Raw genomic sequence first — 13,560 nt, 5'->3', positions numbered from 1 at the left:
AGGCTGTAGTGAATCTTACCAAGTACATTTCATTGTAGTAGTTACCAAGAGAGCTACATAGAAATATTAGGGATTCCGAATATTTAGGGATCCCGGCGGCGTGAACATCTAAGCAGCATCCGATCAATCGCTTCGAGTATGGCATCGGGCTGATCCACCCAGACAAAATGGCTGCTGTTCTGAGCTGGCAAACTGAGACTTTGGGACGAGAGTCTCATCAGCGCTTGGTGCATCTTCATCCAGAGGTTATCGGCGGTTGCCAAGGGCAGGGGTTTGAGCCATGGTTTTGGGGTAAAAAAGTGTCGTGCTTTGATATTAATCACGGGCAGCGATCCTAAATCATTGGCCTGACTCAGCTGATCATGGCTGGTGTTCAGGCTGATGATTTCGCGGGCCATGGTAAACCAATGCTTGGGCCGGACAAATGACCGAAGAACAGGGGCTAACTGGGCCTGGCTGTAATGTCTGAGTTGGGGACTGATCACCTGGAACAGCCCTAACTGTTGAAGAATGCGAATAAACCCTAGGGCTGAGCCCACCACGGATAGGAAAAAGCCTGCGGTAAAGATGAGTTTCATCAGCTGCAGACTGGCCGGTAGGCGGCCCATGCTGTCTTCATGCAGACCGTCCGTGAGAATCAGACCTGCCACTTTGTCAGGGAAGGTGTGGGCATAGAGTCGCATGTTGTAGCTGCCCAGGGAATTACCCACCAAAACATAGGGGGGCTGAATTCCGGCCTGCTGCATCAATGTCTCAAATTCCTGGATCATCTCGCCGCTGTTGCGGGGACTGGGGCTATGGGAACTCCAGCCATACCCGGCTCGATCGTAGATGCAGACATCGGCAAATTCTGCAATTTCATCAATCAGCAGATAGCCTTCTACGCCCCCGAGGCTATGGTCCAAAATTACCGTCGGTTGGTTTGCTTGTGGTCGGCCCCGGCGATACAGGTGCAGTTTACAGTCCCCAATGTCGTAAATTTTCCCTGGTGGTGGGGTCTGATCTTCTTGGCGACAGCACCAAATTTGGTAAGCCGTAGTGCAGATGAGGATGAGATTACGTAGCCACATAGATTAGGGAGAACTGCTAGCATCAGACCGTCACTACTTTACCTAAGGGCTGCATGCTAACGCCAAATCTTATTTCCCGGCAGGGTGAAATTGTGGAGGTGTTTTTACGCCACGGCTGGGATTATATGCGGCGGTTGCTGGTGGGTCAGGCTCCGGAAGAACCGAATATTCCACCGCCTGCGGTGTTGCGGAATGTTTTGACGGACCTGGGGCCAGTGTATATCAAGTTTGGCCAGTTGCTCAGCACTCGACCTGACCTGTTGCCACCAGCTTATATCGAAGCCCTGAGCGCGTTGCAGTCGACGGTGCCGCCGGTGGATGCGGTGACGATCCAGCGGTTTTTGAGGCAGCATTTAGACCCGGATGAAGTGTTTGCCGAGGTGGATTATGATGCGATCGCATCTGGCTCCATCGGCCAAGTCCACCGCGCTATCCTCAAAACCGGTCAACCCGTCGCCCTCAAGATCCAGCGCCCTGGCATCGAAGTCCAGGTGCGGCGAGATATGGCCCTTATCAAAGATATCGCCAAGCTAGTCTCAAACACCCAGTTTGGCCAACGATACAACGTGGTCGCCTTGGCCGAAGAATTTAGCACTGCCCTTACCGCCGAACTGGACTTTACCACCGAGGCCACCTACACCGATCAGCTGCGGCAAAACCTGGCCAATAGCCATTGGTTTGCCACCGATCAGCTCACCATTCCCGAAATCATTTGGCCCCTGAGCACCCCTAAAGTCCTGGTGATGCAGTGGTTAGATGGCCAGCCGATTCTGTCCGCCGCCCTGGGGGACCAAGCGGCCCCCATCGAAAAACGCAATGCCCTCAGCAGTCTGCTGTTTCGCGCCTTCTTTCAGCAATATTTCATCGATGGCTTTTTTCACGCCGATCCCCATCCAGGCAATATCTTCTATCTCAAGGATGGTCGAGTGGCCCTGCTGGACTGCGGCATGATGGGGCGATTAGCCCCCCAAACCCGCACTACCCTAACGGAGATGGTCCTAGCCATCGTCAGTTCCGATGCCCAACGCTGCGCCCAGCTCACCCTGCAGCTAGCAGAACCGCTCCAAACCGTAGACCTGGCCAAACTGGAACACGACTATAGTCGTCTGCTATCCCGTTACTATGGCCTGGCCCTGAAAAATTTCAACACCGCCGCTGCCTTTGCCGAGATTTTAGAAGCCGGTACCCGTAACCATTTGCGCTGGCCCGCCAATATTGGCCTATTCGCCAAGTCCCTGGTCAACCTGGAAGGGGTGGCCCGGCAGTTTAACCCCCAAATCAATCTAATTGCCGAAATTCGTCCACTGATGGTGGACCTGTTTCGCCAGCAACTCATTGGCGATGATCCCCTCCAGACCCTGCTGCGGACGGGGCTAGAATTTCGCAATCTTTCCCTCTCAGCTCCCCGACAGTTTGGGTTTCTCCTAGATCGTCTCAGTGAGGAAACCTTAACCTGGAACGTTAACATCAAAGACCTAGGCAGCCTGCAGCAGAGTATCGAACGGGCCGCCAACCGCCGCTCCTTTAGTACTGTGGTCGCCGCCTTGATTATTGGCGCGGCGATTATTTCCAGTAACCAAACCAATGCCCAACTGCAATGGTTGAGCACCAGCCTATTTGCGGCGGCCACCCTGCTGGGCATTTGGTTGATCATCAGCATCCTCCGTTCGGGCCGCTGGCGTTAGGAGCCTTGGGAGTGCATGGGTAGATATGGAGATGACAAGATAGGGTAAACCCATTATTTTATTTACATCAAAGAAGATTGTAAAAAGATAATTTGTCACCACAAGAAAGGGTATCTCAGGCTACAGTATTGATAACGGTTCATTCACAGGGAAGTGAAAGATCCCGAATTACTTCCCACATTCAAGATTTATCTCTGACTATCTTGGCTTAAGATTTTCTTTAGACCTATTCTAAGTTTGGGAATAGATAGATATACAGCCATTTCCTTAGGGGCTGTTTTAAAAGGTTCGTTCCAGGTATCAGATGGACCTAAAGCTCTGAATCTATATCCTCCAAACCCTCATTCCATCGTTCCAACCTTGATCGGCCCGATGTGCTTGAATTCAGGCAACAAGGCTTTTTATATAACCGCTTAGCGACTTTTTCCACTTTCCTGATTGTTTTTTATCCCATCCACCCGTGACCGTTCTCATTTTTGACTTTGACGGTACGATCGCTGACACATTGGCAACGATCGTCAATATTACCAACCGCTTAGCCGCCCAATATGGCTATCCCCAGACAACGCCAGAACGGTTGAAGTACCTGCGTACCCTCAGCACTGGAGAGCTGTTGGCCCAGTCCAATGTGCCCCTATTTCAGGTGCCGTTTTTGGTGCGGCGGGTGCGGCAGGAACTGCGGCGCGACATGGATTCAATTCAGCCGTTTCAGCATTTGGCGGATGTTTTGCAAGCTTTTGCCGCTGATGGTCACAAAATTTTGATCGCCAGTTCCAATGCGCCCTCGACCATCAATCCGTTTCTCAAACGCCATGGTCTGAGTCAGGTGTTTCGCCATGTCTATGGCAATATCGGTTTGCTGGGCAAGGCCCGCAGCCTTAGGCGCATCATGCGCCACCATCGGCTACTGTCTGAGGAAATTTTGTATATTGGTGATGAAACTCGGGATATAGAAGCCGCCCGCTGTCAGGGGGTAGCGGTGGCTGCGGTGAGTTGGGGATTTAGCGATCGCACCGCCCTCGAAGCCCAGGGACCCACATTTCTAGTAGATACCCCCGAAGATCTCTATCGAGCTGTGGCAGAATTTCACCGGAGTCAGTGGCGCTCGTCGATGGTTATGGGGTCCAAGCGGGGTGAGACAGCAGAAACTCCATCATACGTACACCACGGAGCTGATTAGACAGGGGTAAATGCCCCACGGGAGCCGAGACATCCCAAACAAACTCCCCCGGATAGCGGGTCCAAATATTACCTGACTTCCAGGCCAGCTTTTCCCATAGACGGTCCCAATTTTGGTTCAGACTGAGCCACAGTTCCCGCTGTTTAGAGAACCCAAACCGATCCTCTGAATACACCCGCCAAAGTTGATCAATGGTGAGTAAATCCTTAGCTGGAAAGCTATCCACCTCAGTAAAATAAACCCACTTACGCTGCATCGCCGCCGGTCCGGCGAGTTCACACAGCTTTTGCAACGTAATGCGGTCCGCTGCTTCAAATTCTTGGGCGATCAGCAATCCCTGCAAGGGTTGGTAGTCCACACCACAATCGGAGCTGACGGGCACAATGCCGTTGGGAAACGCCTCAGCTAAGAAGGTTTGGGCGGCAACCGATTCGCTAGTGCTGAGGAGTTGGCAGGTTTTACCCGCAGCGACGGATACCTCACCATTGGCTGTGTGCTTAAGAAAATTAATCAGCACAGCAATGCCAGACTCCCCCATGCTGGCTAATTCTGTAGCAGCGTTAAGCTGACGCTTTAGGGTCTGGGAAAGCAGTTGTTCGGCCAGCTTAGACGTTTGATCGGAATCTCGGGGAGTAGCGGTGGGGGAGTCAGCAGATACGTTACTCATAGTGACGTTAACAAAACCAGTGTCTGGCGTTGCTTAAACATGGTTGTAGTGAGCGGCCAGCTCTCAGGCTACCGCACAATGTCTGAGCAACACAAGATAACGTGGGCTACTTAATTGCGCCAGTACTTATTCCCCTGGTTAGTTCAGTAGACTCACGTTACTTAGACTCTCCCTTCTTGGCATCTTCCGCACTAATGGGCCGATAGCCATGTTCAAAGGCATAGCGAATTAACTGGGAGCGATTTTCCAAGGATAATTTGCTTAAAATATTACTCAGGTGGGTTTGAACGGTTCTCGGGCTAATAAATAGGTGCTCGCCAATTTGTTTGTTGGTAAAGCCCTGGATAACTTCCCAAAACACCTTTTCTTCGGCGGGGGTGAGGGGAAGGGGTTCTGGTGGAGCGGGCTTGGCCACTTCTGAAGCTGGCATTGTTTGAACCATGCGAATAATTTCCGCATGCATACGTCGAGAGCGTTCGAGCTGGGCATCAATTTTCGCAATCAGCTCCTTGGGGTGAAATGGCTTCACGATGTAGTCGTCAGCACCCTTAGAATGTCCTTGAATACGGTCATCTAACTCACCCCGTCCCGATAGAAAAATAAAGGGTACTAGCTGACCCGAGCGAATTTCTCGGAGCTTAGTGCAAAACTCGTAGCCATCCATCTCAGGCATCATTACGTCCGAGACCACCAAGTCGGGCTGGTTCTGTTCAAACTGAGCTAACCCTTCAGTCCCAGAGGAGGCGTGGCTAACCTGAAAACCTCGTTCCCTCAGATAGCGAGTTAACGCTGTCCGCAATGTGATGTCGTCATCGACAATAAGGATTTTTTTCATCCTAATTTCAGCTGCCTCAAAATATTCGTTAAATCCTTACACTGAATTCTCACGGATGTAAGCTGGCCTGGGTTGATTGTACCAAGCCTACAACTACAAGTCTGTATCGGCTTAGCTATCCTCCACTAGGATACCAATCTAACCAAATGGGGGATTTTCCCATGAGTTCAGTTCCCGTTGACCTTGGACTCTCTACCCAGGCAGGACGCTTTAGCTTGAATGCATACCCATGCATCGTAAAGTGTAGGTCCGTGGGGTTGAAATTTTGGTTTGTTTGTGGGAAGTACGGAGGACAGCGTATTTTAGTTGTGCCTGATGGCTGAAATATCTTCTAGGGTCTCATTCAGGGGCTCAATTCAGATCTGCTTAAGTACACTTTCTAAACCGTTCCTGATAGATCAGGCCTGATGGATCAGGATTAAGATTTTCTAAGCATTGTGCAAGACTGATCGACCCAGGTTTAAGTATTGTGATGGTTTGTGGATTGGCCACTGTGCCCAATAACGTTATTGTTCCGTTATTACGGGTTGGCTGATACAGTGTCGACACCCATAGGAAACTTGGGTATAAAGCAGGGTATGGCTTGGTTGGCGTGTCATACAGGAGTCTGATGCCGTTGGCGAAGCATATATCAGAAGGAGCAACATGGCTGAGTCTGGAAGTCAGGGCAAAAATAACCCACTACTGCAATCGCTGGATGACGATTTTCAGGCGTTGCAGCGGCATTTTGCCGATCAGCTGACCCAGGATATTGATTATTTAAAGACGGAAAAGCAGCGCTTGATCGGTGACCTGGAGGCGCTCCGGGTAGAGTATGACGAGCTTTATCTGGATTATCAGTCCCTGAAAAGTGAGTTGGATGTCACCCTGTCTAAGCAGCAGTTGGCCCAGCAAAATGCCTGGGCTAAGCGCTTGGCCCAGGTACTGGCCCACAATCTGCGGGAAGACCTCCATGCCTATGTGACTAATTCGGTGGATTTGCCCAACCCTACCCAAGACTGGCTCCATTCCTTAGATGACACCCTCAACCGCAGTGTCAAATCCCTCCAGCACGATCTCAGCAGCTATCAAAGCGCGATTGCCCAGCAGCTGACTCGGATGCAAACCATGGAACAACAGGGGGAGGTGATTTTAGAGAGCCTAGTGGCCCGACTGAGTAGTCAGCTGGGGGATCAGTTGGCCCCAGCCCCCAACGGTAGTGCCCCCCTGCCCCCTGCCTTGGACAATCGTCCCTTGCTGGATGGCAGTTCGGTGGTGGGTGGCCGCACCTATGTGGAGCAGCCACGGCCCGACCAGGTGGTGGGAACTACCCGCCGAGTGGTACCGCCCTATGAGGGGAACACCTTGCAACCGGCCTTGGGGGCGATGCAGTTAAGTAAGACGGCTAAGCCCAGATCTGCCGGTCGCGATCGCACCCCAGGACGGGCCCTGAAAAAAGGCATGGTGCTCTGTGGAATTGCCACCCTTGGGTTGAGTGCCATTCCCTTCCTGGTGGGGGGGCTGAGCCTAGGGACTAATCTGTTTGGGGAGACTTTGTTGGGGGGGGCACTGGCTGGTCTCCCCGGGTTCAACTTCTTTGATGCCAATACCCTGCTGTTGCTGCAGCTAGTGGTCTTAATTCCGGTTTTAGCCGTGCTGGCCCCCTCGCTGTACCCCTCCGTATGGCGAGATGTGGGTCAGACCTTGCGCGCTCCAACGCGATGGTTTCCCCTGGTGGGTGGGGCGGTCTTTTACTTTTTTGCCCAAGTTTTACTATTTCAGGCCGTTGGTAACCTCGGCCCGGCTGCTGCTGCCCCCCTGATGTTTGCCTATCCGCTACTGGCGGTACCTCTCATGTGGTGGCTCAGGGGCGATCGGCCTAACCTGTTGCGGGGGGTGGTGATGCTGGCCATTGCCATGGGGGTGGTGTTAATTCTCCGCCCCCTAGCCATTGCCACCGCTAGCGCAGCGCTGCTATCGGCGGTAGCCTTTGCCCTCTATGTGGTGATCAATAGCCTCAGCCGTCAGAGCCATCCCATCGTTACGGGGATCATTCAGTACGGCATAATGGCGATCCTCAGTGGCCTTATCCTATTGATTCGCCCCTTTGTGGTCACCCAACAAGTGCTGACGAGTCAGTTTGTCGGAGTGGGGCTGGGGCTAGGCCTGCTAGCGGCCGTCAGCCAATTTTTCCACTACAGCGGGTTGCGCCTGGTGGGAGGCCTACGCACCGCCCTGATAGCAGCGGCAACACCGCTGGTTACGGCGCTGCTGGCCGTATTTCTATTGACTAATCAGCCCACCATTCAGATGATTCAATGGCCCGGCATTATCCTGATTACCCTGGGGGGAATGACGTTAGCCCTAGATCGCCTCAGTCGGCAGAAGACTGCTTAGTATTTCCTTAGCTCTCCTAAGATTTCCTCAGAGCCTCAGCAAACTATAGGGCTTTAACAACCCATATAAGAAATAATAAAAAACGGAGAGGGAGGGATTCGAACCCTCGAATGAGTCACCCCATTACAGCATTTCCAGTGCTGCGCCTTCGACCACTCGGCCACCTCTCCAAGGTTATTTTGGCTAAAAAGTTAAACCTTGATAGCCAAAATATACTATCAGAAAGTGGTGCGTATTTCATGGGCCCATGCATTCAGTGGGACTGATTACATTCCATGGGACTGATTGCATTCCATGGCACTATGGCAGGACACCGCTGCTTTTTTCAATTTGGTTCCATGACCCAAACCCATACAATTCATATTCACCATCGTCAAAAGGATTGTCACTACACAGCTCGGGTGCCTGACGATCGCTACATTCTACAAACGGCAGAAAACCAAGGGGCCGATTTACCCTTTGCCTGTCGCAACGGAGCCTGCACCACCTGCGCGGTGCGGATTATTTCTGGAGAAGTGGACCAGCCTGAAGCGATGGGGCTATCGCTAGAACTGCGGGAGCAAGGCTATGCCCTACTATGTGTCAGCTATCCTCGCACCGATTTAGAAGTGGAAACCCAGGACGAGGATGAAGTCTACGAACAGCAGTTTGGTCGCTACTTTGGCAAAGGGAAAGTACGATTTGGGTTGCCGTTGGATGAAGATTAACCCATGAGCACGATGTCTCCCAAGCCCATATCTGAGCCTACATCTGAAGATTTACAGCGGTTTCTAGACGTCGCCACCGAGGCTGCCCTCGCTGGCGGAGCGGTTTTGCAAAAGTATTGGGGAAATTTATCGTCGATTCAGGAAAAAGGTCGGTCTGGGGATCTGGTGACCGAGGCAGATCGGGGAGCTGAGGTGGAAGTCCTGGCGGTGCTGAAGCGTCATTTTCCTGACCATGCCATTTTGGCGGAGGAATCGGGTCAGTTGGGACAGCTGGATAGTCTGTTGCTGTGGGCGGTTGACCCCTTAGACGGCACGACCAACTATGCCCATCAATATCCCCTGTGTGCTGTTTCCATTGGCTTGCTGGTGACCGGGTTGCCCACCGTTGGCGTGGTGTACAACCCAATTTTGGGCGATCTCTATCGGGCGGCCAAGGGGCTGGGGGCCACCCACAATCGTCGGCCCATGCAGGTATCGACGACAGCAAAACTGGCGGATAGTCTCCTAGTTACCGGATTTGCCTATGATCGTCGAGAAACTATAGACAATAACTATGCTGAATTTTGTCACCTGACCCATCTCACCCAGGGCGTACGTCGGGGAGGCTCCGCCTCCATTGATTTGGCCCATGTCGCCGCCGGTTGTTTAGATGGCTACTGGGAGCGGGGCCTTTCCCCTTGGGATTTGGCCGCAGGGGTAGTGCTGGTGGAAGAAGCCGGTGGACAGATCAGTGCCTACGATGGCAGCCCGTTTGACATTTATTCTGGCAGGCTGGTGGCTACCAATGGCGCTCTGCATCAGCCCATTATTCGGGAATTGGGTCAGGTGCGTCCCCTTCCCCAATTCAAGCCTGGATAATCTTGTCTAACTAAATTTATGGGTCATATATATCTGGTTTAAGACACAATCTGGGTATATTTGGCGTCACCTCAGTTACAGGTATTAGATGCCAATACGGATAAACTAAGATAAGTTTTCACAATCACACGTGTTTCCCCCCAATAAGTAGATGCAGGTTAATCGAGGGTTATTCAAGCTGGACCTAGTGGACCACCATGCCATTTTAGGGGTGCCCCTAGATGCTGATGCGAAGCAGGTCAGGAAGCGCTATCTGAAGATTGCGCGGAAGCTACATCCTGATAGTTTGCGCACTGCTAGTGATGAGCAAAAGCAGCAGGCCAGTGAATTGTTATCCAAGCTGGTGAACCCGGCCTACGAAGTTTTAAGCCAGGAAAAAGCTTCGGTGGAGCATAAGGTTAGCCTGCGGCTCAAGGGAGAGCAGCTGCAAAAACAGCCTGCCCTCCTAGCGCTATCTACGGAGCAATCTAAGAAAGTTGCCAATAGCAATAACATCGATTACGAATATGCCAATGCCCTGAAGCAACTCATTTTGGAGCAGTATGAGTCCCTGGATACGGTGCTGGAAGCCATTGGTGAAATTAGTGAGCTGAATGCCGTTTATGTCATGCGTCAAGGCGGGGCTCCGGCTCCGGCGGAGAATAAATCGGCCTCGACCCCAGCAGCCCAGGGGACGGCGGCCACGGCTGATAACTCCACAGTTCGAATGAAGTCCGCCAGTGAACGGCGGGAGGAATTAATTAACAGCTTCATCAATCGGGCCAAGGAGTTTGAGTATAAGGGGAATTTTTCCCGGGCCATTGTGGAGCTCCGGGAGGCGGTGAAGGCCCATCCTCAAAATCCCATCTGTCATGCCGAGCTGGGACGCATGTATATGCGGAGTAATCAGCTTAAAATGGCCGGTATTCATACCAAGCGCGCCCTGGAAATAGACCCCAAGAACCAAACCGCCGCTGATGTAAAAAAGAAGCTGGATGCCCATGCCAAACACCTGGGTAAAAATCCGCCCGACTCTAACACCCCTCCTGCTACGGGCGTTAGAGGGGTGCCGAAAAAGCCTGGCGGTGGCCTATTTGGTGGCCTGTTTGGTGGCAAAAAAGGTAAGTAGTTTGGATCCCTAGTCGCTCATCACCATCAGGCTTTAAGCTGGTATAGCAACTGCAGCCAGTACAGTCATGACCTATCAACCCCCCACGGGTGGACGCGATCTTTTCCCAGTAGATGTGGCGCAGAAGCGTTGGATTGAGGATCGCGTTGAGACCGTTTTCCAGCGTTGGAGCTACCAACGGATTATTACTTCCACCGTCGAAAGCATGGATACGCTGATGGCGGGCGGTGCGATTCGACAGTCTGAAGTGATTGAACTCAATGGCCGAGGTGAACGTTTGGGGTTGCGCCCTGAGCTGACGGCGTCTATTGCTCGGGCGGCGGTGACCCGCATTAGCCACTATCCCCAGCGGCTTTATTACCATGCCAATGTCTTTCGGCGGTCGTCTACGGGCAGTCAGGGCGGACAGCAGGAGTCTTACCAGGCTGGTGTGGAACTACTGGGGGCCAGTGGGTCCCTGGCGGATGCTGAGGTCTTATTGATCATGGCGGACTGCCTGCAGGCCCTAGGGGTGCAGGACTGGCATCTGCTGTTGAGTGAGTCGAGTCTGACGGGGTCTTTGCTGGCTCCATTTCCCGCTGCTGTGCGGGAGCAGGTGAAGGTTGCGATCGCAACCCTAGATCGGGTCATCCTCGAAACCCTACCCCTGTCGGATACGCTGCGCACCCTGGCCCTGACCATCATGGACCTGCGGGGAGAGCCCCGGTCCATCCTGACTCAGGTTAGCCAACTGGACCTGAATGAGCAGCAGCGGCAGATTGTGGGGGATCTGAAAAACCTGATTGATTTGTTGGAGAGCACATTTACCGAGAATTCGCCCAAACTAGTGCTCGATCTCAGCCTGATGCAAACCTTTGAATACTATACGGGCGTGGTGTTTGAAGCGGTCGTCCGCACCGAGCACACCTGTGAAGTGGTGGGGCAAGGGGGGCGCTACGATAACCTCCTCAGCCTATTCCATCCTGAGCACACATCCTACCCAGGGGTGGGCTTTGTGCTAAACGGCGAAACCCTCCAACAGATTTTGCAGCCCCAACTCCCCGCCGTGGTGGCCGAGAGCGATTGGCTAGTGGTGCCCACTGGGCCAGCGGCAGCGGCAGCAGCCATTGCCCATGCCCAAACCCTGCGCCAAGCCGCCACCCTAACCCGGGTGGAGCTGAGTTTGCAAATGTCTTTATCCGAAGCAACCCTGCGACAGTTTGCCAACGAACGCAAAATTGCCAATATTGCTTGGGTGTCAGAGCAAGGGGATGTGCGGGTAGAGAGTCTGGAGGCATCCGATCCTTAGGTTGTTGCCGTACCTAGGACCCCCGATCGCCCTTTAAGATAAACAAATGTAACTATTTTTCCGTTTATTTTTGGGTTCTTACCTTGATAAATATACGGTTTGATAAATATTTAACTCCGAGGAAATCCGTGTCCCATTCGATTGTTACCGATGTTTGTGAAGGCGTGGCTGATTGTGTCGATGCCTGCCCTGTGGCCTGTATTCACGAGGGTCCCAAGAAAAATAAGAAGGGTACTGACTGGTACTGGATTGACTTTGATGTGTGCATCGACTGCGGTATCTGTCTGCAAGTTTGTCCAGTAGAAGGCGCAATATTACCTGAAGAAAAACCTGATTTACAGAAAACACCGGTTTAATTGAGTTAATGTAGGCTCAGTTTAAAAAATCCAGTGTTCGTTATGCGGAAACCACCGCCTAATGGTTGTTTTACTGGATTTAGTACTTGCGTCCTATCGGGACCTATGCTAAAAATACCTGGAAGTATTGATTTCTCTTGCTATGAACAAAGGTGAATTGCTAGATACGGTGGCTGAAAAGGCCGGTGTTTCCAAGAAAGTTGCAGATGCTGTAGTGTCTGCAACCATTGAGTCCATTATGGAGGCTGTTTCCAGTGGCGATAAGGTCACTCTAGTGGGGTTCGGTAGCTTTGAACCTCGCGATCGCAAACAGCGGGAAGGTCGCAATCCCAAGACTGGTGAGACCATGACTATCCCCGCAACGACCGTACCTGCATTCTCTGCAGGTAAGGCCTTTAAAGAGAAAGTTGCTGCTTAAGGATTGGCACTCAAATAGAGGCTTTGAGGTTTCGACTAGAGGTCTCGGTTGATGGAAGTGATGAACATACGAGTGTGGGTTACTCACTTCCATCGATTGCTTTATTCGAGCCCTTGGGCCACAGCATAGAATTCGTTGCCTTCAGGTCAAGCCCTAGGCTTTTACCAAGGCTTTAATAACTACGGTGTAACTGTATTTAAGAGCAGTTATACCGTTTTTTATTTTTATCTAAAGCTGGGTTTGTTTTCTACGTATAGACGGGCAGCAATAAAGCTGCTGCTGCCCCGGACAATCTGATCACAAAATTTAGACAACCGATCAAACCACACTCGGTTTTCGGGTGTTTGTAACAGTTTGCAAAATTCACGGAGGTCAGTAGCTGTCGTTCTTTGGCTAGATACATCTCACTGCCAATAATGTTTTGGATGAGATAAAAGCTCCCCAACGTCTGCAGAAATCCCTGACTAACGGCAAATATCGGACCTAGCAATTCTGTATCGCTAATTTTACCTCGCCTTAAATAAGCAATGTCTGCCCATACTTGTTTGATGTAAGCGAAAAAGTACGTTTCCTCAGTGTAGAGCTTGAGTGGGTTCAGATATTCTGAATTAATGGTGGTCGACCGCTGTCGTTTAGAAACGAAAGTCTTGAATCCTACTTCAACTAGGATGACTGCCCCGGAAGTCATGGTGGCAAGGGTACCAACTCAAAGCGGAACGTTTTCCCAAGGATAGTATTCAGAAGTCAGGAGCCATGGCCTTACTGGCTTCTGGCTTCTGGCCCCGGATTCCCCACCTAGTCAGGATTTTCCGGCTTAAGTTGATACCCCGGTTTAGGCAAAACTCTAATGAATATTAAAGGGTATGGGTGACCTGTTGGGAGACGAATGGGACAAACACCAGGGCGCTTAAGGACAGCATGTAGGCCCATTTGCCTCCTTTGCTTGTCCTAGGAACCTGTTCCACCCTGTCCTGTCATAATGACAATAGTGTGATGTTAGAAAAACATCCGA

13 protein-coding genes and 1 tRNA gene are annotated in these 13,560 nt (G+C 51.8%); 9 read left to right on the top strand and 5 right to left on the bottom strand.

Annotation, left to right across the window (positions count from 1 at the left end):
- Positions 1-83: 83 nt before the first annotated feature.
- A complete protein-coding gene (locus VB741_RS20965; protein ID WP_323367155.1) occupies positions 84-1,070 on the bottom strand; it encodes an alpha/beta fold hydrolase in 987 nt (328 codons plus the stop codon).
- A gap of 53 nt (positions 1,071-1,123) precedes the next feature.
- Between VB741_RS20965 and VB741_RS20960 the strand changes: the two genes are divergently transcribed.
- Both VB741_RS20960 and VB741_RS20955 read left to right on the top strand, forming a co-directional pair.
- Positions 1,124-2,755, top strand: a complete 1,632-nt coding sequence (locus tag VB741_RS20960; RefSeq protein ID WP_323367154.1) for an ABC1 kinase family protein — start codon at positions 1,124-1,126, stop codon at positions 2,753-2,755.
- 460 nt (positions 2,756-3,215) lie between these two features.
- Positions 3,216-3,935, top strand: coding sequence for an HAD hydrolase-like protein (locus tag VB741_RS20955; RefSeq protein WP_323367153.1), 720 nt, complete (start codon positions 3,216-3,218; stop codon positions 3,933-3,935).
- On the opposite strand, the gene VB741_RS20950 is transcribed toward VB741_RS20955, so the two are convergent.
- Both VB741_RS20950 and VB741_RS20945 read right to left on the bottom strand, forming a co-directional pair.
- On the bottom strand, positions 3,871-4,602 hold the full coding sequence (locus VB741_RS20950; RefSeq protein ID WP_323367152.1) for a GUN4 N-terminal ARM-like repeat domain-containing protein: 732 nt from the start codon (positions 4,600-4,602) through the stop codon (positions 3,871-3,873). The two genes, VB741_RS20955 and VB741_RS20950, sit on opposite strands and share 65 nt — an antisense overlap.
- A 157-nt stretch (positions 4,603-4,759) precedes the next feature.
- Entirely contained in the window at positions 4,760-5,437 is a 678-nt protein-coding gene (locus VB741_RS20945; protein ID WP_323367151.1) for a response regulator transcription factor, read from the bottom strand.
- Positions 5,438-6,082: 645 nt separating this feature from the next.
- On the opposite strand from VB741_RS20945, the gene VB741_RS20940 reads away from it, so the two are divergent.
- Positions 6,083-7,813, top strand: coding sequence for a DMT family transporter (locus VB741_RS20940; protein ID WP_323367150.1), 1,731 nt, complete (start codon positions 6,083-6,085; stop codon positions 7,811-7,813).
- Between the two features lie 83 nt (positions 7,814-7,896).
- Here the strand turns inward: VB741_RS20940 and VB741_RS20935 are convergent.
- Positions 7,897-7,983: transfer RNA gene (locus VB741_RS20935), tRNA-Ser, on the bottom strand.
- A 168-nt stretch (positions 7,984-8,151) separates the two neighbouring features.
- Here VB741_RS20935 and VB741_RS20930 point away from each other — a divergent pair.
- The 6 genes from VB741_RS20930 (at position 8,152) to VB741_RS20905 (ending at position 12,548) form a co-directional block, all read left to right on the top strand.
- Complete coding sequence (locus VB741_RS20930) at positions 8,152-8,520, top strand: 2Fe-2S iron-sulfur cluster-binding protein (protein WP_326522199.1); 369 nt, start codon at positions 8,152-8,154, stop codon at positions 8,518-8,520.
- A 3-nt stretch (positions 8,521-8,523) separates the two neighbouring features.
- Positions 8,524-9,378 carry an inositol monophosphatase family protein gene (locus VB741_RS20925; protein WP_323367148.1) on the top strand — a complete coding sequence of 285 codons (855 nt, stop codon included), beginning with the start codon at positions 8,524-8,526 and terminating at the stop codon, positions 9,376-9,378.
- Between the two features lie 151 nt (positions 9,379-9,529).
- Positions 9,530-10,486 carry a J domain-containing protein gene (locus VB741_RS20920; protein ID WP_323367147.1) on the top strand — a complete coding sequence of 319 codons (957 nt, stop codon included), beginning with the start codon at positions 9,530-9,532 and terminating at the stop codon, positions 10,484-10,486.
- Positions 10,487-10,553: 67 nt separating this feature from the next.
- Positions 10,554-11,774, top strand: a complete 1,221-nt coding sequence (locus tag VB741_RS20915) for an ATP phosphoribosyltransferase regulatory subunit (protein WP_323367146.1) — start codon at positions 10,554-10,556, stop codon at positions 11,772-11,774.
- A gap of 128 nt (positions 11,775-11,902) precedes the next feature.
- Complete coding sequence (locus tag VB741_RS20910; RefSeq protein WP_323367145.1) at positions 11,903-12,130, top strand: indolepyruvate ferredoxin oxidoreductase subunit alpha; 228 nt, start codon at positions 11,903-11,905, stop codon at positions 12,128-12,130.
- A 130-nt stretch (positions 12,131-12,260) separates the two neighbouring features.
- A complete protein-coding gene (locus VB741_RS20905; protein WP_322745011.1) occupies positions 12,261-12,548 on the top strand; it encodes an HU family DNA-binding protein in 288 nt (95 codons plus the stop codon).
- Positions 12,549-12,795: 247 nt separating this feature from the next.
- Here the strand turns inward: VB741_RS20905 and VB741_RS20900 are convergent, their stop codons facing one another.
- On the bottom strand, positions 12,796-13,236 hold the full coding sequence (locus VB741_RS20900; protein WP_323367144.1) for a hypothetical protein: 441 nt from the start codon (positions 13,234-13,236) through the stop codon (positions 12,796-12,798).
- Positions 13,237-13,560: the final 324 nt, after the last annotated feature.

It is taken from the genome of Leptothoe sp. PORK10 BA2 (assembly GCF_034932105.1).
Lineage (GTDB): Bacteria > Cyanobacteriota > Cyanobacteriia > Phormidesmidales > Phormidesmidaceae > Leptothoe.
The sequence above is the reverse complement of the archived record's forward strand: the minus strand, read 5'-3'. Positions and strand labels throughout refer to the sequence as shown.

Excerpts from the sequence above, each read along its gene's own strand:
- VB741_RS20965 (WP_323367155.1), bottom strand. The coding sequence starts at position 1,070 with ATGTGGCTACGTAATCTCATCCTCATCTGCACTACGGCTTACCAAATT.
- VB741_RS20960 (WP_323367154.1), top strand. The coding sequence starts at position 1,124 with ATGCTAACGCCAAATCTTATTTCCCGGCAGGGTGAAATTGTGGAGGTG.
- VB741_RS20950 (WP_323367152.1), bottom strand. The coding sequence starts at position 4,602 with ATGAGTAACGTATCTGCTGACTCCCCCACCGCTACTCCCCGAGATTCC.
- VB741_RS20945 (WP_323367151.1), bottom strand. The coding sequence starts at position 5,437 with ATGAAAAAAATCCTTATTGTCGATGACGACATCACATTGCGGACAGCG.
- VB741_RS20940 (WP_323367150.1), top strand. The coding sequence starts at position 6,083 with ATGGCTGAGTCTGGAAGTCAGGGCAAAAATAACCCACTACTGCAATCG.
- VB741_RS20930 (WP_326522199.1), top strand. The coding sequence starts at position 8,152 with ATGACCCAAACCCATACAATTCATATTCACCATCGTCAAAAGGATTGT.
- VB741_RS20925 (WP_323367148.1), top strand. The coding sequence starts at position 8,524 with ATGAGCACGATGTCTCCCAAGCCCATATCTGAGCCTACATCTGAAGAT.
- VB741_RS20920 (WP_323367147.1), top strand. The coding sequence starts at position 9,530 with ATGCAGGTTAATCGAGGGTTATTCAAGCTGGACCTAGTGGACCACCAT.
- VB741_RS20915 (WP_323367146.1), top strand. The coding sequence starts at position 10,554 with ATGACCTATCAACCCCCCACGGGTGGACGCGATCTTTTCCCAGTAGAT.
- VB741_RS20900 (WP_323367144.1), bottom strand. The coding sequence starts at position 13,236 with ATGACTTCCGGGGCAGTCATCCTAGTTGAAGTAGGATTCAAGACTTTC.